The organism is Streptomyces sp. NPDC107538 (genome assembly GCF_055657445.1).
This window is the reverse complement of sequence record NZ_JBVKAY010000003.1, coordinates 897,871-914,930: the sequence shown is the minus strand read 5'-3', so window position 1 is coordinate 914,930 and position 17,060 is coordinate 897,871. Positions and strand designations below refer to the sequence as shown.

The 17,060-nt window shown below is 72.3% G+C and carries 13 protein-coding genes; 10 read left to right on the top strand and 3 right to left on the bottom strand.

Translation table 11 applies throughout. The features are described from left to right. Window positions 1-202: 202 nt before the first annotated feature. The gene (locus tag ACZ7MG_RS14555) at window positions 203-2,038 is read right to left on the bottom strand and encodes a BACON domain-containing protein (RefSeq protein ID WP_471390603.1); all 1,836 of its coding nucleotides are present in this window, start codon (window positions 2,036-2,038) and stop codon (window positions 203-205) included. Between the two features lie 217 nt (window positions 2,039-2,255). Here ACZ7MG_RS14555 and ACZ7MG_RS14550 point away from each other — a divergent pair, with 217 nt between their 5' ends. From ACZ7MG_RS14550 to disA, 3 genes are all read left to right on the top strand, one after another. Further along, window positions 2,256-3,671: an alpha/beta hydrolase gene (locus tag ACZ7MG_RS14550; protein WP_471390600.1), complete on the top strand. Its 1,416-nt coding sequence runs from the start codon at window positions 2,256-2,258 to the stop codon at window positions 3,669-3,671. Window positions 3,672-3,892: 221 nt separating this feature from the next. Next, window positions 3,893-5,302 (top strand): DNA repair protein RadA, encoded by a 1,410-nt coding sequence (gene radA / locus ACZ7MG_RS14545; protein ID WP_471390597.1) that lies wholly within the window; start codon window positions 3,893-3,895, stop codon window positions 5,300-5,302. Window positions 5,303-5,383: 81 nt separating this feature from the next. Continuing rightward, on the top strand, window positions 5,384-6,508 hold the full coding sequence (disA, locus tag ACZ7MG_RS14540; protein WP_471390594.1) for a DNA integrity scanning diadenylate cyclase DisA: 1,125 nt from the start codon (window positions 5,384-5,386) through the stop codon (window positions 6,506-6,508). 207 nt (window positions 6,509-6,715) lie between these two features. Here disA and ACZ7MG_RS14535 read toward each other — a convergent pair whose 3' ends face one another. Then, window positions 6,716-7,564 (bottom strand): hypothetical protein, encoded by an 849-nt coding sequence (locus tag ACZ7MG_RS14535; RefSeq protein ID WP_471390591.1) that lies wholly within the window; start codon window positions 7,562-7,564, stop codon window positions 6,716-6,718. A 359-nt stretch (window positions 7,565-7,923) separates the two neighbouring features. Between ACZ7MG_RS14535 and ACZ7MG_RS14530 the strand changes: the two genes are divergently transcribed. The 6 genes from ACZ7MG_RS14530 (at window position 7,924) to cseC (ending at window position 14,257) form a co-directional block, all read left to right on the top strand. Beyond that, entirely contained in the window at window positions 7,924-8,979 is a 1,056-nt protein-coding gene (locus ACZ7MG_RS14530; protein ID WP_471390589.1) for an LLM class flavin-dependent oxidoreductase, read from the top strand. A 423-nt stretch (window positions 8,980-9,402) separates the two neighbouring features. Then, window positions 9,403-10,356, top strand: coding sequence for an HhH-GPD family protein (locus ACZ7MG_RS14525; RefSeq protein ID WP_471390586.1), 954 nt, complete (start codon window positions 9,403-9,405; stop codon window positions 10,354-10,356). Between the two features lie 338 nt (window positions 10,357-10,694). Beyond that, a complete protein-coding gene (locus tag ACZ7MG_RS14520; RefSeq protein WP_471390584.1) occupies window positions 10,695-11,246 on the top strand; it encodes a SigE family RNA polymerase sigma factor in 552 nt (183 codons plus the stop codon). Further along, on the top strand, window positions 11,234-11,917 hold the full coding sequence (locus ACZ7MG_RS14515; RefSeq protein WP_471390582.1) for a hypothetical protein: 684 nt from the start codon (window positions 11,234-11,236) through the stop codon (window positions 11,915-11,917). Before ACZ7MG_RS14520 ends, ACZ7MG_RS14515 begins: the two co-directional genes overlap by 13 nt. 97 nt (window positions 11,918-12,014) lie before the next feature. Then, on the top strand, window positions 12,015-12,731 hold the full coding sequence (gene cseB / locus ACZ7MG_RS14510) for a two-component system response regulator CseB (protein WP_471390579.1): 717 nt from the start codon (window positions 12,015-12,017) through the stop codon (window positions 12,729-12,731). Window positions 12,732-12,760: 29 nt separating this feature from the next. After that, a complete protein-coding gene (cseC, locus tag ACZ7MG_RS14505) occupies window positions 12,761-14,257 on the top strand; it encodes a two-component system sensor histidine kinase CseC (RefSeq protein WP_471390672.1) in 1,497 nt (498 codons plus the stop codon). A gap of 334 nt (window positions 14,258-14,591) precedes the next feature. On the opposite strand, the gene ACZ7MG_RS14500 is transcribed toward cseC, so the two are convergent. Next, window positions 14,592-16,193 (bottom strand): MDR family MFS transporter, encoded by a 1,602-nt coding sequence (locus ACZ7MG_RS14500; RefSeq protein ID WP_471390577.1) that lies wholly within the window; start codon window positions 16,191-16,193, stop codon window positions 14,592-14,594. Window positions 16,194-16,360: 167 nt separating this feature from the next. On the opposite strand from ACZ7MG_RS14500, the gene ACZ7MG_RS14495 reads away from it, so the two are divergent. Continuing rightward, window positions 16,361-17,008: a TetR/AcrR family transcriptional regulator gene (locus ACZ7MG_RS14495; protein WP_471390575.1), complete on the top strand. Its 648-nt coding sequence runs from the start codon at window positions 16,361-16,363 to the stop codon at window positions 17,006-17,008. The last annotated feature ends 52 nt before the right edge of the window (window positions 17,009-17,060 follow it).

Below are 17,060 nucleotides of genomic sequence, written 5' to 3'. Positions count from 1 at the left end.
GCTGCGGGCTGCGGGCTGCGGGCTGCGGGCTGCGGGCTGCGGGCTGCGGGCTGCGGGCTGCGGGCTGCGGGCTGCGGGCTGCGGGCTGCGGGCTGCGGGCTGGTGAGCGAACGATCGGTTCCCCTCCAGGTGTCGGCCGCCCGTCGCCTCTTCGGCTGGCTTCTCCTCCCCCCGTCTCACGACGCCTCCCCCTCCCACCGCCCTACGCCCCCGCCGGCGGCTCCCCGCCCCCGTCGCTCGGTGGTGGGGTCGGCCCCGGGGGGTCCGTGGGGGCCGGGGCCGTCGGGGTCGGGTCGGGCTGGGGCGGTGCCGTGGGCGTGGGGTCCGGGTCGGGGGCCGGGGGTGGTGTCGTGGGCCTCGGCGGGTCCGGGGCCGGGGTCGGTGGGGTCGGCTCGGCCGGAGGCTGCGGGACCGGGCCGGTGCCCTCGATCGTCACCACGGCACCCGAGGGGGCCAGCGACACCTGCGCCGTCCAGTACCCGGAGGGCTCGCTCAGCTGGTCGACGTACACCTTGATCGTCACCGACTGGCCGGGGGCCAGCGTGCCCGAGGACCGGCTGAGGTAGAGCCAGCCGGCGCCGGTGCGGGCGGACCAGCTCACGGGTGAGTCGCCGGTGGCCTTCAGGGTGATGAGCGTGGTGTCGCCGTCGTTCGCGGCGGCGACGGCGAGCGTGCCCCGCCCCTTCCCCTGGGTGACCTCCACGGACACGTCGTCCGCCGCGTGCCTGCCCCTGCCGCGGCGGGCGCCGGGTTCGGTCCGCGCGTTCCCGGCGTTCTCGTACGCGTCGCCACCACTGCCGTCGCCCACGGTCCCGTCGCCGTCGCCCTGTTCCTCGCCCGCGCTGACCGAACGGCCGTCGCCGCCCTCGCCGATGAGGGGGGCGCCCCGGTAGGCGGCCCAGAGGGCGAAGACGGGCGCGGCGACGACGGTGGCGACGACGGTCGTGGTGACCGCCCGCGCGCGCAGCCGGTCCCGGCGCGCCGCGCGGTCCCTCGGATCCATGGGGAAGCCGCGCCGGTCGAAGCGCGGGGCACCACCCCGCGCGCGCGTGAGGTGGGCCATCGCCGACCCCAGGACCGCGCGCGGCGCTTCGAGCACGGGCAGCGCGGAGGGCGTGACGGTGGTGCCGGGCCAGCGGCCGGGGACGGCACGCTCGGCGGCGCGACGGCAGACGGGGCAGTCGTCGACGTGCCGGACGAGTTCGCGGCGCAGGGTGGCGCTCAGGACGAGCTGATGATCACCGGTGAGGCGGGCGACGCTCGGGCAGGCGCCGCTCTCGACGACGGCGAGGGCGGCCCGGGTGCGCTCCACCTCGCAGGCGGCGGAGGCCAGCAGCTCCCGCGCGGCGGTCTGGTCCATCCCGAGGACGTCGGCGACCTCCTGGGCCGTGAGCTGGTGCCGGACGGCCAGCTCCAGCGCCTCGCGCTGCTCGGGCGTGGTGCCGGCGGCCTCCGGCCAGGCCAGCAGCGCCAGTTCGCGCCTGCGCCGCCGCTCCTCGTCCTCGGAGAGGGCCGGGGACCGCCCCGCGGTCTTCACGCCACGCCCCTTCTCGGCCCCGGCGCCCCCGGACACGACCCCACGCCCGGCGCCACCGGCCGCGCCCGAGACACCAGAGGCACCGGCCCCACCAGGGACACCGGCCCCACCAGAAACCCCGGAAACCCCGGACAGTCCACCGGCACCCGAGATGCCGGAGCCGCCGGCCGCATGCGCGCCCGGACGCTTCTGCCGCACCTCGGCGAGCTTGCGCAGACAGGCCCAGCGGGCCAGCGCGTACAGCCAGGCCCGGCGGTCGTCGGCCGTGTCCGGCCCCCGGCGGCGCTCGGCGAGCGCGAGCACGTCCGCGAGGGCGGCGACGGCCGCGTCGTGGTCGCACAGCACGGACATGCAGTAGGTGAACAGGCCGTCCAGGTACGGCTCGTAGCGAGCCGGCGGGCGCTGGGCCACCGCGCGCGCCGCCGCCCGATCGCGCGCCTCGCGGTGCGCCCGGTGTGCGCCGGTGGTGCGGGTCGAGGTTTCCGGACTGATGCTCATCACTCATGGACGGTAGGCGCCCGGAAGCAGCACCTTCTCGCCCCTTCAGCACATTTACTCCGTACGGGTGAAACGATCCCTCATAAGGGGACAGGAACCCCGCGCTCCGCTGCCACCCTCCCCAATGTTGTGCACTTTCTTGACCACGGCCACAGATCAGCCTACATTCCCAGGGGTCCAAGTTACCTCCAGGTACGCCGAGTCAGGAGCCCCCCCTCTCATGACCGCACGCACCCGCCGCCCGTCCGCCCCCCGCGCCCTCGCCGCCCTGGCGACAGCCGTGGTCCTCTCGCTGACCAGCGCCTCGGTATCGACCGCCACCCCACTGGCGGCCACCCCACCGGCGGCGGCCTCACCGGCGGCCGCGCCCACCGTCGAACGCCTCGACGGCACCCTCCCCGACGGCGCCACCTGGATCGCCGACGTCCCGGCGAACTGGAACGGCACCCTCGTCGTCTTCAGCCACGGCTTCGGCGTCACGACACCGCAGAACGCCCCCCGTGAGGCCGTACGCCTGCGCCTCCTCGAAGAGGGCTACGCGCTCACCGGCTCCTCCTACAACGTGAGCGAGACCCTCTGGGGCCTGGAGAGCGCGGAACGCGACCAGGTCGCCACCATCGCGGCGGTCACCGAGAAGATCGGCGAACCCACCCGTACCCTCGCCGTCGGCCAGTCCATGGGCGGGCTGGTCAACGCGCGGCTCGCCCGGTCCGGGGCCGGCGGGATCGACGGCGCCCTGGGCCTGTGCGGTCTGGTCGCCGGCGCCAACGACCTGCACGCCTACCAGCTCGACGCCGAGTACACGATCGCCCGGCTCCTGCTCCCCGACACCCCCGTGAAACTGGTGGACTTCGCCTCCGAGGCCGAGGGCGCCGTCACCGGCCGGCAACTCACCGACGCCGTGATCGCCGCGCAGCGGACCCCCGAGGGCCGTGCCCGCGTCGCGCTCGCCGCCGCCTACCTCAACCTGCCCACGTGGGCCCCCGGCAAGGAGCGCCCCGCCGCGGACGACCGGGCGGAGCAGCAGGCCCAGCAGGCCTCCTGGCTGGTCCAGGGCATGCTCAACCGTGTCGAGCCCGCCCGCTACCACGTCGAGAAGGCCCTGGGCGGCAACAACTCCGGGAACAAGGGCGTCGACTACGCCCGCCTGCTGGCCACGTCCCAGCACGCGCCCCTGGTCAAGGCCCTGTACCGGGAGGCGGGCCTCGACCTGAGGGCCGACCTGAGGAACCTGACCGCCAACGCGAAGGTCGAGGCGGACCCGGCCGCGGTGGCCGCCGGCGAACGCACCTCCTCCGCCGGCCAGGGTCTCGCCGTCCCCCTCCTCGACATCCACACCGCCGCCGACGACCTCGTCCCCGTCGAACAGGAGAACCGCTTCGCCGACCGCGTCCGCGCCTCCGGCGACGCCGCGCTGCTCCGCCAGGCCTACGTCGAGCGCCAGGGCCACTGCGCCTTCACCACCGCCGAGACGGTCGCCGCCCTCCACGCCGTGGAGTCCCGCCTCGACACGGGCCGCTGGGGCGCCGCCGCGACCCCGGGCGCCCTCCAGTCCGCCGCCACGGCTCTCAATCTCGACGGCGCGGCCTACGTCCCGTACCACCCGGCGGAACTGACGGTCGGCCGCCGCCGGTAGGGGCAGCGGGGCGCGGGCAGCCGCGCCCCGTCAGGGGCGCGGGGAACTGCGCGAGCAACCACAACGGACAGCACCCCGCCCACCCACAGCACCCCTACGGCGAAAGGGCGTTCCCCTCCCCAGAGCACCCAAAGCCTCCGAAACTCCCCCGAAGCCCCGGCCGAGCACACGAACCCGCCCAACCGCCGGAGGCTGTCAGTGGGCTCCGTTACGGTTCGTGCATGGCTGCCCGTACCAAAACCGCGAAGGACCGGCCGTCCTACCGCTGCACCGAGTGCGGCTGGCAGACGGCCAAGTGGCTCGGCCGCTGCCCCGAGTGCCAGGCCTGGGGCACGGTCGAGGAGTACGGCACGCCCGCCGTCCGCACCACGGCCCCCGGCCGCGTCACCACCTCCGCCGTCCCCATCGGCCAGGTCGACGGCCGCCAGGCCACCGCCCGCTCCACCGGCGTCCCCGAGCTGGACCGCGTCCTCGGCGGCGGCCTGGTCCCCGGCGCCGTCGTCCTCCTCGCGGGCGAGCCCGGCGTCGGCAAGTCCACCCTTCTCCTCGACGCCGCCGCCAAGTCGGCCAGCGCCGAGCACCCGACCCTGTACGTCACGGGCGAGGAGTCGGCCAGCCAGGTCCGGCTGCGCGCCGACCGCATCAACGCCCTCCACGACCACCTCTATCTCGCCGCCGAGACCGACCTCGCCGCCGTCCTCGGCCACCTGGACGCGGTGAAACCGGGCCTCCTGATCCTCGACTCGGTCCAGACCGTCGCCTCCCCGGAGATCGACGGCGCCCCCGGCGGCATGGCCCAGGTCCGTGAGGTCGCCGGCGCGCTGATCCGCGCGTCGAAGGAGCGGGGCATGTCGACCCTCCTCGTGGGCCATGTCACCAAGGACGGCGCGATCGCGGGCCCCCGCCTCCTGGAACACCTCGTCGACGTCGTCCTGCACTTCGAGGGCGACCGGCACGCCCGCCTCCGCCTGGTCCGCGGCGTCAAGAACCGCTACGGCGCCACGGACGAGGTCGGCTGCTTCGAGCTGCACGACGAGGGCATCACCGGCCTCACCGACCCCAGCGGCCTCTTCCTCACCCGCCGCGACGAACCCGTCCCCGGCACCTGCCTGACCGTCACCCTGGAGGGCCGCCGCCCGCTGGTCGCGGAAGTGCAGTCGCTCACAGTCGACTCGCAGCTCCCCTCCCCCCGCCGGACCACCTCCGGCCTGGAGACCTCCCGGGTCTCGATGATGCTCGCGGTCCTGGAGCAGCGCGGCCGGATCAGCGCCCTCGGCAAGCGGGACATCTACTCGGCGACGGTCGGCGGCGTGAAGCTCTCGGAGCCCGCCGCGGACCTCGCGATCGCCCTCGCCCTGGCCTCCGCGGCGACCGACACCCCCCTGCCCAAGAACCTGGTGGCGATCGGCGAAGTGGGCCTCGCGGGCGAGGTCAGACGGGTCACCGGCGTCCAGCGCCGCCTCTCCGAAGCGCACCGTCTCGGCTTCACGCACGCCCTCGTTCCGTCCGATCCGGGCAAGGTGCCGCCCGGCATGAAGGTGCTGGAAGTGGCCGACATGGGAGACGCGCTCCGGGTACTGCCCCGGTCGCGTCGGCGAGAGGCCCCACGGGACGACGAGGACCGCCGGTAGACTTTGCCCAGGTCTCGCCCGTCCGTACGAACCATGGGTGCGAAACGGGAGCGTCCCAGAACCTGCGACCGGAGGAGTGCAGTGGCAGCCAACGACCGGGCAGCAGCTCCCGGAAAGTCCGGTGGGAGCTCCGGTGCCGATGGCCTGATGCGCGCCTCACTGAGCGCCGTGGCCCCAGGCACGGCCCTGCGCGACGGGCTTGAACGGATTCTCCGCGGCAACACCGGCGGACTCATCGTGCTGGGCTCCGACAAGACCGTCGAAGCCATGTGCACGGGCGGTTTCGTCCTGGATGTCGAGTTCACGGACACGCGCCTGCGTGAACTGTGCAAGCTGGACGGCGGCATCGTGCTGTCCTCGGACCTGTCCAAGATCCTCCGGGCGGGCGTCCAGCTGGTCCCCGACCCGACGATCCCCACCGAGGAGACGGGCACCCGGCACCGTACGGCCGACCGCGTCAGTAAACAGGTCGGCTTCCCGGTCGTCTCCGTCTCCCAGTCGATGCGCCTGATCGCGCTGTACGTCGACGGACAGCGCCGTGTCCTGGAGGACTCGGCGGCGATCCTGTCCCGCGCGAACCAGGCCCTGGCGACCCTGGAGCGGTACAAGCTCCGTCTGGACGAGGTGGCGGGCACGCTCTCCGCGCTGGAGATCGAGGACCTGGTGACGGTCCGCGATGTCTCGGCGGTCGCCCAGCGCCTCGAAATGGTCCGCCGTATCGCCACCGAAATCGCCGAATACGTGGTCGAACTGGGCACGGACGGCCGTCTGCTGGCCCTCCAGCTCGACGAGCTGATCGCGGGCGTCGAACCGGAACGCGAACTGGTCGTGCGGGACTACGTCCCCGAACCGACCGCCAAGCGCTCCCGCACGGTCGACGAGGCCCTGCACGAACTCGACGCCCTCACCCACGCCGAGCTCCTCGAACTCCCCACGGTCGCCCGCGCCCTCGGCTACACCGGCTCCCCCGAGGGCATGGACTCCGCGGTCTCCCCCCGAGGCTTCCGCCTCCTCGCCAAGGTCCCCCGCCTCCCGGGCGCCATCATCGACCGCCTCGTCGAACACTTCGGCGGCCTCCAGAAACTCCTCGCCGCCAGCGTCGACGACCTCCAGACAGTCGACGGAGTAGGCGAGGCCCGAGCCCGCAGCGTCCGAGAGGGCCTGTCCCGACTGGCGGAGTCGTCAATCCTGGAGAGGTACGTCTAGCCGGGAAGCGACCCCGCAGCCCCGAGGAAAGGGCCGCAGGCCTCTTTCAGGGGCGCGGGGAACTGCGCGAGAACCCCCACGAACCCGCACCCGACAACGAACCCCCCGCGCGAAGCGCGAAAGGGGGGTCGAAGGGGCGCAGCCCCTGGAGGATGGGACGGGTAGGGGCGGCGGGGGCGAGAAACACCCCGCCGCGCCCCCACCCCGTCAGTCCTTCTCCAGCACGAACGACGTCCGAGCCGTAGCCAGCCCCGGCGCCTCCGCCTCCACCAGATACGTCCCGGCGACAGCCGAACCCGCCGCCGGAGTAGCACAGTTGGGCGCACTCGGATCCCGGTTCCACTCCACGGTGTACGTGACCCGATCCCCGGCAGGCACCCGGAACAACAGACTCCCCGCCGTCTCATGGCAGTCGTCCGACGCCCAGAACGCATCGTCCCCATCCGCCGCCGTGATCGTCACCACCGTGTTGTCCGGCCCGAGATCAAGCTTGCAGTCCCCACCGGAGGAGTTGCGCGCGATGAGCTCGAACGTGGGGTTCACCCCGGGCTCATAGGCGTTACGCACACTGCGCACGGTCAACTTCACGGCCCCGGCGGTGCAGTTGGGCAGACTGGACCCGGCCGGCACCTGCTCCCCGGAACTGCTCCCGTTCTTGCCACCGTCGTCCGACGTACCACCCGCGGCACCGGCCCCACCATCGGCACCCTCGGAGCCGGAACCCGCCCCCGAACCGGAACCAGACGTGGACCCGGAGGACCCGGAGGACCCGGACCCGTCGCCCCCCGCACCCGCACTCGACTCGTCGCCCGACTCGTCCCGCCCGCCCGGCGCTTCACTGATCGCGGGCCCGGACCCGGACGGCCCGGGAGTGATCGAGGGCGCGGGATTCTTGCCGTCGGACCCGCCCGCGTTGTCGTCCCCGTTCCCACCACCGCCGGCGACGACCCACACGACCAGGATCGCGAGCAGACCGAGAACGGTCAGCAGAACGGCCCTCCGTCGCCAGTAGATGGTGGAGGGAAGCGGCCCGATCGGATTGCGCAGAGATCCCACGGCGCAAACTGTACGAGAGATCCGGCACTTCGCTGGCCCCACCCGCCGCCCGAAAGCGCAACTTTTCCGGATCATCATTCCGGTCGCTCCGGCCACCGTCCCGACCGGGCGCCCCATGATCGCCGTACGTGATCACAGAGGCCACAAGAGCACGTTCCGTGACCGAATCAAGGCAACACGGCCACCACCAACTCCCCACCCTCACGCATCCCTTCAGAGAACACGTGCACGAAACCCCCACCCCGGCCGACCACACTCGCCGTCGCACCGACCCCACCTGCCACAATCGACCTCGATCAACCTCGACCGACCTCGATCGACCTCACCACCGCGGTGCGCCGGAGGACTTGGAGAACACGATGGACGGATCCGTGGAGCCCGGCACCACCACACCCGTGTCGAGGCCCTTGCGGAGGCTGGGGTTTCTGACCATCGGACTGTTCGACGAGGCCGACCCGCGCCGGGGCCATGAGTCGACGCTGGAGATCATCGAACTCGGCGAGCGCCTCGGCTTCGACAGCGCCTGGCTGCGCCACCGTCATCTGCAGTACGGCATCTCCTCCCCCGTCGCGGTCCTGGCGGCGGCCTCGCAGCGCACGAGCCGTATCGAACTGGGCACCGCCGTCATCCCGTTGGGCTGGGAGAACCCGCTGCGGCTCGCCGAGGACCTGGCCACGGTCGACCTCCTCTCTGGCGGCCGGCTCAACCCGGGGGTCAGCGTCGGACCGCCGATGCACTACGACACCGTCAAGGGGGCGCTCTACCCGGACACCGCCGACGCGGAGGACTTCAGCTTCGAACGGGTCCGGCGGCTCCTCGGCTTCGTCCGGGGCGAGGCGGCGACCGACTTCAGCGGCACGGAGGGGTTCGAGGTGTTCTCCGACCGGGTGCAGCCGTACTCACCCGGGCTGGGCGGCCGTATGTGGTACGGCGGCGGCAGTCTGCGTTCGGCGCGCTGGGCCGGCGAGAACGGTATGAACTTCCTGACCAGCAGCGTGGTGAAGGCGGAGGGGCCCGCCGCCGCGGTGGACTTCGCCGGGGTGCAGCTCTCCCACGTCCGGGAGTTCCGGGCGCACCACCCCGACGGGGAGCGGGCCCGGGTCTCCCAGGGGCTGGTCGTCATCCCGACCGACTCGGCGACGGCGGAGCAGCGGGCCAAGTACGAGGCGTACGTGGCTCAGCGGTTGCCGCGGACGGCTGCGCCGCAGGGGCCGGGGCGGTTGCTCTTCGCGCCCGATCTGGTGGGTACGGCCGCGGAGATCGCCGAACAGTTGCACGCGCACGTCGCGTTCCGCGAGATCGACGAGGTCGCGTTCGCGTTGCCCTTCACCTTCGACCACGAGGACTACGTCCAGATCCTGACGGACATCGCGACGAGGCTGGGACCGGCACTGGGCTGGCGCCCGGCCGACTGAGCAGCGCCGCCTAATAGCTCGGGGGTGCGGGTCGCTTGCGCGGCTGCGGGTGAGTGGGGCTTCTCGCGCAGTTCCCCGCGCCCCCAAAAGAAACAGGCCCCCACAGCCCTGAAAGGCAACCGGCGGCGGCCCTGAAAGGCAACCAGGCTGCGGGCCTGAAAGACGACCGCGCCGCGGGCCTGAAAGGCGACCGGGCCGCGGGCCTGAAAGGCGACCGGGCCGCGGGCCTGAAAGGCGACCGGGCCGCGGGCCTGAAAGGCGACCGGGCCGCGGGCCTGAAAAGCCCGGGGCGGAGCCCCGGCTTTTCAGGGGCGCGGGGAACTGCGCGAGAAGCCCCACGCACCCGCACCCGGCAACGCACCCCAGACACCCCCCACCAGAAGCCGCCCCCACCAGAACCCGCATGGCAGGATCGACCGTGCCATGACTGCACCCACGAAGCCCCAGAGCAGCCCAGCCACCGCAACCCCCACCGCGACACCCGCACCCACACCCACCCCCGCCCCCACCACACTGCACACCCCGGTGATCGCCTGGTTCGAGACGCACGCCCGTGATCTGCCCTGGCGCCGCCCGGAGGCCGGACCATGGGGGGTGATGGTCAGCGAGTTCATGCTGCAGCAGACCCCGGTCAACCGCGTACTGCCCGTCTACGAACAGTGGTTGTCCCGCTGGCCCCGCCCCGCGGACCTCGCGAAGGAACCGCCGGGCGAGGCGGTCCGCGCCTGGGGCCGCCTCGGCTACCCAAGGCGCGCCCTACGGCTGCACGGCGCCGCGGTGGCCATAACGGAACGGCACGGCGGAGACGTACCCCGGGAGCACGCGCAGCTGCTCGCGCTGCCGGGGATCGGCGAGTACACGGCCGCGGCGGTGGCGTCGTTCGCGTACGGGCAGCGGCACGCCGTGCTCGACACCAACGTGCGGCGGGTCTTCGCCCGCGCGGTCAGCGGCACCCAGTACCCACCGAACGCGACCACGGCCGCCGAGCGCAAGCTCGCCCGCGCCCTGCTGCCCGAGGACGACGGGACGGCGTCCCGCTGGGCCGCCGCGTCCATGGAGCTGGGCGCCCTGGTGTGCACGGCGAAGAACGAGACGTGCGGGCGCTGCCCGATCGCCGGGCAGTGCGCGTGGCGGCTGGCCGGGAAGCCCGCGCACGAGGGCCCGGCGCGGCGCGGTCAGACGTACGCCGGTACCGACCGCCAGGTCCGCGGCAAGCTGCTCGCCGTCCTGCGGGAGGCGACCGTGCCCGTACCGCAGGCGGTGCTCGACCGGGTGTGGGACGAGCCGGTGCAGCGCGCCCGCGCCCTCGACGGCCTGGTCTCCGACGGCCTGGTGGAGCCCCTTCCGGGTGACCTCTACCGCCTCCCTCTCACCTGACCGCGCACAGCCCACGCATCGCCGAGCCCGCACCGCGACACAGACCCGACCCCCGCCCGGCGGGTTGAATCCCCCCATCTCCACCCCAAAGGGCGGCCCGCTTTACCCCGTTCCTCCTTCCGTTACACAACCGACGGACAGCCGAGCGTTCTCCGCAGGCTGCTTCGGACGTCCCCGTGACAACCCCTCCGTAGCTTCATTGGCGTACCGCAGGAACCCGCGAAACGAACCAGCGGATCCGGCGGGACGAGTGACACGAAGCGATACGAGACGGCGGACAACCGGCGGAGCGCGCGGGGAGCGCGGGCGTCGGACACGGGGAACGGAGGCGGTTGATCATGGCGCACGGCGAGGTGCTCGAATTCGAGGAGTACGTCCGTACCCGGCAGGACGCGCTGCTGCGCAGCGCCCGCCGGCTCGTGCCGGACCCGGTGGACGCCCAGGACCTGCTGCAGACGGCGCTGGCCCGGACGTACGGCCGCTGGGACGGCATCGCGGACAAGCGCCTGGCCGACGCCTATCTGCGCCGGGTCATGATCAACACGCGGACGGAGTGGTGGCGGGCCCGGAAGCTGGAGGAGGTCCCGACCGAGCAGCTGCCGGACGCCTGCATCGACGACTCCACCGAGCAGCACGCGGACCGCGCCCTCCTCATGGACATCATGAAGGTGCTCGCTCCCAAGCAGCGCAGTGTCGTGGTGCTGCGACACTGGGAGCAGATGTCCACGGAGGAGACGGCCGCCGCCCTCGGCATGTCGGCCGGCACGGTCAAGAGCACGCTGCACCGCGCGCTGGCCCGGCTCCGCGAGGAGCTGGAGTCGCGGGACATCGATGAGCGCGCCGCCCGTGCGCTCGAAGCGAGCGAGGAGCAGGAGCGTTGCGCGGCCTGAGCACAGCGGCCGGCCCGGGCCCGGAGGGCGGGCGAGCCACGAAGGCGGTGATCACGGCGGTGGCCGTGCTCGCCGCCCTCGGCCTTTCCGTCTCCGCCTGCGGTACGGGCGGCACCGGCGCCCGCGACGAGGGACCGGCCGACAGCGACTCCCTCGCGGCGGGCGCGGCATCACCCTCCGCCTCCGCGTCGGCCGACGCGGAGGGCGACGGCGACCACCCGAGCGTCGACGACATCGTCCGGATGGTCCGCGCGGACCCGGAGGTCAGCAAGGCCGTCAAGAGCGACCTGAAGCCGTGCGTGGCCGACGAGTACCCGGTGGACGTCACGTACGGGGATCTGACCGGGGGTACGTCCGACGACCTCGTGGTCAATGTGATGACCTGCGCGGACGCCGTCGGTGTGGCCTCGTACGTGTACCGCGCGGAGAAGGGCGGGTACCGGAGCGTGTTCCTCTCCGAACAGCCGCCCGTCTACGCGGAGATCGACCGGGGCGACCTGCTGGTCACCCGGCAGCTGTACGAGAATGGCGACCCGTCGTCGTATCCGTCCAGCGAGGAAGTGGCCACCTATCGCTGGATCAAGGACGACTTCGTCCAGCGGTCCAGTACGCGTACCGAGTACAGCACGGCGGTGGGCGGCGCGGAGTCGGCGACGCCCGAGCCGAGCTGACGACGCCCACCCGCGGCACCCCCGTACCGTCCCCGTACACGCCCCCGCACCAGCCCCGTACCGGCCCACCCCGATCGAGAGCGAGCGAGATCACCGGATGGCAGAGCAGACCCATGTCCTGTTCGTCGAGGACGACGACGTCATCCGCGAGGCCACCCAACTCGCCCTGGAGCGGGACGGTTTCGCGGTCACGGCCATGCCCGACGGACTGTCGGGGCTGGAGGCGTTCCGCGCGGACCGGCCCGACATCGCGCTCCTCGACGTCATGGTCCCCGGCCTGGACGGGGTGTCGCTGTGCCGTCGTATCCGTGACGAGTCGACCGTCCCGGTGATCATGCTCTCGGCGCGCGCCGACTCCATCGACGTGGTGCTGGGCCTGGAGGCGGGCGCCGACGACTACGTGACCAAGCCGTTCGACGGTGCCGTCCTGGTCGCCCGGATCCGCGCGGTGCTGCGCCGCTTCGGGCACGCGAGCGGCGGCGACACCAGGGCCGAGGACGACGGGGCCGCGAGCACCGGCGGAGTGCTCACCTTCGGTGAGTTCGGTGAACTGGTGATCGACACCGTGGGCATGGAGGTACGCAGGTCCGGGGAGCCGGTGGCCCTGACGCCGACCGAGATGCGGCTGCTGCTGGAGTTCTCCTCCGCCCCCGGCACGGTCCTCTCCCGCGACAAGCTGCTCGAACGCGTGTGGGACTACGGCTGGGGCGGCGACACCCGGGTCGTGGACGTCCATGTCCAGCGGCTGCGCGCGAAGATCGGCCAGGACCGGATCGAGACGGTCCGCGGCTTCGGCTACAAGCTCAAGGCCTGAGCGGGCGGAGCGACGACATGAACATGCGCATGCGGGGGATACGCGGGCGGCGGGAGCCGGAGCGGCCGGGCACCGCGGGCCTCGGTACGGCCGCAGCGGGGCCCGCCGCCGGCCTCGGCAGGGCGGGCACGGGAACCGCCGTCGGCCTCGGTACGGCCGGCCGGGGAACCGCGGCCGGCGGCCGGTCCGGCGCGGGGGTCGCCTCGGGCATCCGTACCGGTCTGCGCTGGCAGCTGAGCGCGGCGATCGCCCTGGTCGGCGCGCTGGTCGCGGTCGCGCTGAGCCTGGTCGTGCACAACGCGGCCCGGGTCTCCATGCTCGACAACTCGCGGGACCTCGCCGACGAGCGCATCCAGGTCGCCCAGCGCATGTACGAGTCGGGCCGCCCGCTGAAGTCCGGCGCCTTCGGGGTGACGCTCGACGACCCCGACATCCCCAAGGACCTTTTGGCCAAGGTCAAGGAGGGCCGCCGGGCCACGTACGTCTCGGAGGGTGAGAACGGGGTGCCCGACATCTGGGCGGCGGTCCCCCTGAAGGACAAGCGTGTCCTGTCCCTGCACACCGACTTCACCGACCACAGCTCGGCGGTGATGCGCGACCTCGACCAGGCCCTGCTGATCGGCTCGATCGCGGTCGTCTTCGGCGGCTCGGCCCTCGGGGTGCTCATCGGCGGCCAGATGTCCCGCCGGCTGCGCAAGGCGGCGGCCGCCGCGCACCAGGTGGCCAAGGGCGAGTCCGACGTACGGGTGCAGGACGCGATCGGCGGTGTCGTCCGCGACGAGACGGCCGAACTGGCCCGGGCCGTGGACGCCATGGCCGACACCCTGCGGCAGCGCATCGAGGCGGAGCGCCGGGTGACGGCGGACATCGCGCACGAGCTGCGTACCCCGGTGACGGGCCTGCTGACGGCGGCGGAGCTGCTGCCGCCGGGCCGCCCCTCCGAGCTGGTCCGCGACCGGGCCCAGGCGATGCGGACGCTCGTCGAGGACGTCCTGGAGGTGGCCCGGCTCGACGGGGCGTCCGAGCGGGCGGAGTTGCAGGACATCATGCTGGGCGAGTTCGTGGCCCGGCGGGTGGCGGCGAAGGACGCGGACGCGCGCGTCCGGATCGTGCACGAGTCGGCGGTCACCACGGACCCCCGGCGCCTCGAACGGGTCCTGCTGAACCTGCTGGCCAACGCGGCGAAGCACGGCCGGCCGCCGATCGAGGTGTCCGTCGAGGGCCGGGTCATCCGGGTCCGCGATCACGGCCCCGGCTTCCCCGAGGACCTGCTCGCGGACGGGCCCCGCCGGTTCCGCACCGGTGCGTCCGACCGGGCCGGTCAGGGCCACGGCCTCGGCCTCACCATCGCCGCCGGCCAGGCCCGCGTGCTCGGCGCCCGCCTCACCTTCCGCAACATCCGCCCGCCCGGCTCCCCCGACGCCGTCCCCGCCGAGGGCGCCGTAGCCGTCCTCTGGCTCCCGGAACACGCCCCCACGAACACGGGCAGCTACCCGATGCTCCCGATGACCGAGGCGGGGGCGTGAGGGGGGCCGGTCCTTCGCTGTCGGGTGCGTGGTCGGGTGCGTGGTCGGGTGCGTGGTCGGGTGCGTGGTCGGGTGCGTGGTCGGGTGCGTGGTCGGGTGCGTGGTCGGGTGCGTGGTCGGGTGCGGGTGAGTGGGGCTTCTCGCGCAGTTCCCCGCGCCCCTGAAAAGCCGGGGCTGCGCCCCAGGCTTTTCAGACCCGCCGCCGGTCACTTTTCACACCGCACAGGGCTGGTCTTCCAGGCCCGCAGGGGCCTGGGCTTTTAGGGGCGCGGGGAACTGCGCGAGAAGCCCCACGCACCCGCACCCGACCACGCACCCCAAACGCCCCGCCCCCTCAGGCCCGCACCACTTCCCCGGCCTCCACCTCAACCCCCTCCTTCGCCGCCCCACCGCCAGCCGCACCGCGCAACGGCACCTCCTTCACAAACACCGCCGCCACCAGGGCCACCACAGACACCACCGCCCCCAGCAGAAACGCCGAGTGCGTCCCGGAAGCCACCGCGTACTGATACGCCTCCCGCGCCGCCTCCGGCAACTTCGCCAGACTCGCCGCGTCCAGCTGCGCCGACTGCTCGGTCACCTTCGACCCCAGCGCCCCGGCCCGCTCGGCCATCACATCCTGCACCCGGCTGTTGAAGAGCGCCCCCATGATCGCGACCCCGAAGGACGACCCGAGCGTCCGGGCCAGCGTGGTGGTCGAGGAGGCGACCCCCATGTCCTTCATCGCGACACTGTTCTGCGCGACCAGCATGGTGATCTGCATCAGACACCCCATACCGGCACCCAGCACGGCCATGTACAGCCCGGACGTCACCCGGCTCGTCCCGGTGTCCATCTGCGACAGCAGGAACAGCCCCGCGATCATCAGGACGCTCCCGACGACCGGGAAGACCTTGTAACGGCCGCTCCCCGTGGTCACCCGCCCGGCCACCATCGACACCGCGAGCATCGCCCCCAGCATCGGCAGCAGCAACAGCCCGGAGTTGGTCGCGGACGCGCCCTGCACGGACTGCTGGAACAGCGGCAGGAACAGCACCGCGCCGAACATCACGAACCCGGTGAAGAACCCGATCACGGACATCAGCGTGAAGTTCCGGCTGCGGAAGATATGCAGCGGAATCACCGGCTCCGCCACCCGCCGCTGCACGAACAGGAACCCGACCAGAGAGGCCACCCCGAGCGCGATCAGCTCCATGATGACGGCCGAACCCCAGGCGTACTCGGTCCCGCCCCACGTCGTGACCAGCACGATCGCCGTGATACCGACGGTCAGCAGCGCCGCGCCGAGGTAGTCGATGTCCCGCGCCGACCGCCCGTCCCGCGCCGGCTTCGGCAGATGCAGTACGGCGCTGACGGCGATCAGCGCCACGACCCCGAGCGGCAGGTTGATGTAGAAGGACCAGCGCCAGCCCCAGTGGTCGGTGATGGACCCGCCCACCAGCGGCCCGGCGATCATCGCGAGGGCCATGACCCCGGCCATCATCCCCTGGTACTTGCCACGCTCCCGCGGCGGTATGAGGTCACCGATGATCGCCATGACGCCGACCATCAGCCCACCCGCGCCGAGGCCCTGCACCGCGCGGAACCCGATGAGCTGCCCCATGTCCTGGGCCATCCCGCTCAGCGCCGACCCGATCAGGAAGATCACGATCGAGGTCATGAAGACCCGCTTGCGGCCGTAGAGGTCGCCGAGCTTGCCCCAGATCGGGGTGGAGGCGGCGGTCGCGAGGGTGTACGCGGTGACGACCCACGACAGGTGTTCGAGCCCGCCCAGCTCACCCACGATCGTCGGCATCGCCGTACCGATGATCATGTTGTCGAGCATCGCCAGCAGCATGGCGATCATGAGCGCGAGCAGCACCACCCGCACACTGCGCGGCTGCGGCCCGTCCGTCCCGGCCCCACCGCTCACTTCGTTCTTCTTCTCCGCATCCATCGCGGTCCTCCACTCCCCCCGGAGCTTCCGAGTACTTACTTGCCGACCGGCTAGTTGTCTACACTTAGGGAAGCTAGGTCTCTAACTAGCCGGGCGTCAAGTAAGTTCAGCGGGCTTGGCCGAGCCTTGACCGATCCAGGCCATCCGTGACGGCGAGGAGTAAGAGGATGAGCGGCACGACAGAGGACGCGACGCACACGACGGGAGCGACGGACACGACGGGCGCGTCGGGCGCGGCTCCGAAGCGGCAGCGTCGCGGCGACACCCGTCAGCGCATCCAGGACGTCGCCCTCGAACTCTTCGCCGAACAGGGATACGAGAAGACCTCGCTGCGGGAGATCGCCGAACGCCTCGACGTGACGAAGGCCGCGCTCTACTACCACTTCAAGACCAAGGAAGACATCCTCATCGGCCTCTTCCAGGACCTGCGGCGCCCGATCGACGAGTTGATCGAATGGGCCGGCACCCAGCCGCGCACCCTCGACACCAAGCGGGAGATCCTGCGCCGCTACAGCGTGGCCCTGGCCGACGTGGCCCCCCTCTTCCGCTTCATGCAGGAGAACCAGGCGACGGTACGTGAGCTGAGCATCGGGGAGACGTTCAAGCAGCGCATGATCCGGCTGATCGACACGATCAAGGAACCGGACGCCGCCCTGACCGACCAGGTCCGCTGTATGAGCGCCCTGTTCACCATGCACGCCGGGATGTTCGTCCTCCAGGACGTCGAAGGCGACCCCGAGGAGAAGCGTGAGGCCGTCCTGGAGGTCGCGATCGATCTGGTGACACAGGCACACGGAGGCACCCAGAGCTCTTGAAAGCCGTCGTATCCGGGTAAAACCTCAGAGCCTTCGGGGACCTCCCGAGCAT

Bases quoted from the DNA above. Each gene is read 5' to 3' on its own strand.
- ACZ7MG_RS14550 (WP_471390600.1), top strand. From the start codon at position 2,256: ATGACCGCACGCACCCGCCGCCCGTCCGCCCCCCGCGCCCTCGCCGCC.
- radA (WP_471390597.1), top strand. From the start codon at position 3,893: ATGGCTGCCCGTACCAAAACCGCGAAGGACCGGCCGTCCTACCGCTGC.
- ACZ7MG_RS14530 (WP_471390589.1), top strand. From the start codon at position 7,924: ATGGACGGATCCGTGGAGCCCGGCACCACCACACCCGTGTCGAGGCCC.
- ACZ7MG_RS14525 (WP_471390586.1), top strand. From the start codon at position 9,403: ATGACTGCACCCACGAAGCCCCAGAGCAGCCCAGCCACCGCAACCCCC.
- ACZ7MG_RS14520 (WP_471390584.1), top strand. From the start codon at position 10,695: ATGGCGCACGGCGAGGTGCTCGAATTCGAGGAGTACGTCCGTACCCGG.
- cseB (WP_471390579.1), top strand. From the start codon at position 12,015: ATGGCAGAGCAGACCCATGTCCTGTTCGTCGAGGACGACGACGTCATC.
- cseC (WP_471390672.1), top strand. From the start codon at position 12,761: ATGCGGGGGATACGCGGGCGGCGGGAGCCGGAGCGGCCGGGCACCGCG.
- ACZ7MG_RS14500 (WP_471390577.1), bottom strand. From the start codon at position 16,193: ATGGATGCGGAGAAGAAGAACGAAGTGAGCGGTGGGGCCGGGACGGAC.
- ACZ7MG_RS14495 (WP_471390575.1), top strand. From the start codon at position 16,361: ATGAGCGGCACGACAGAGGACGCGACGCACACGACGGGAGCGACGGAC.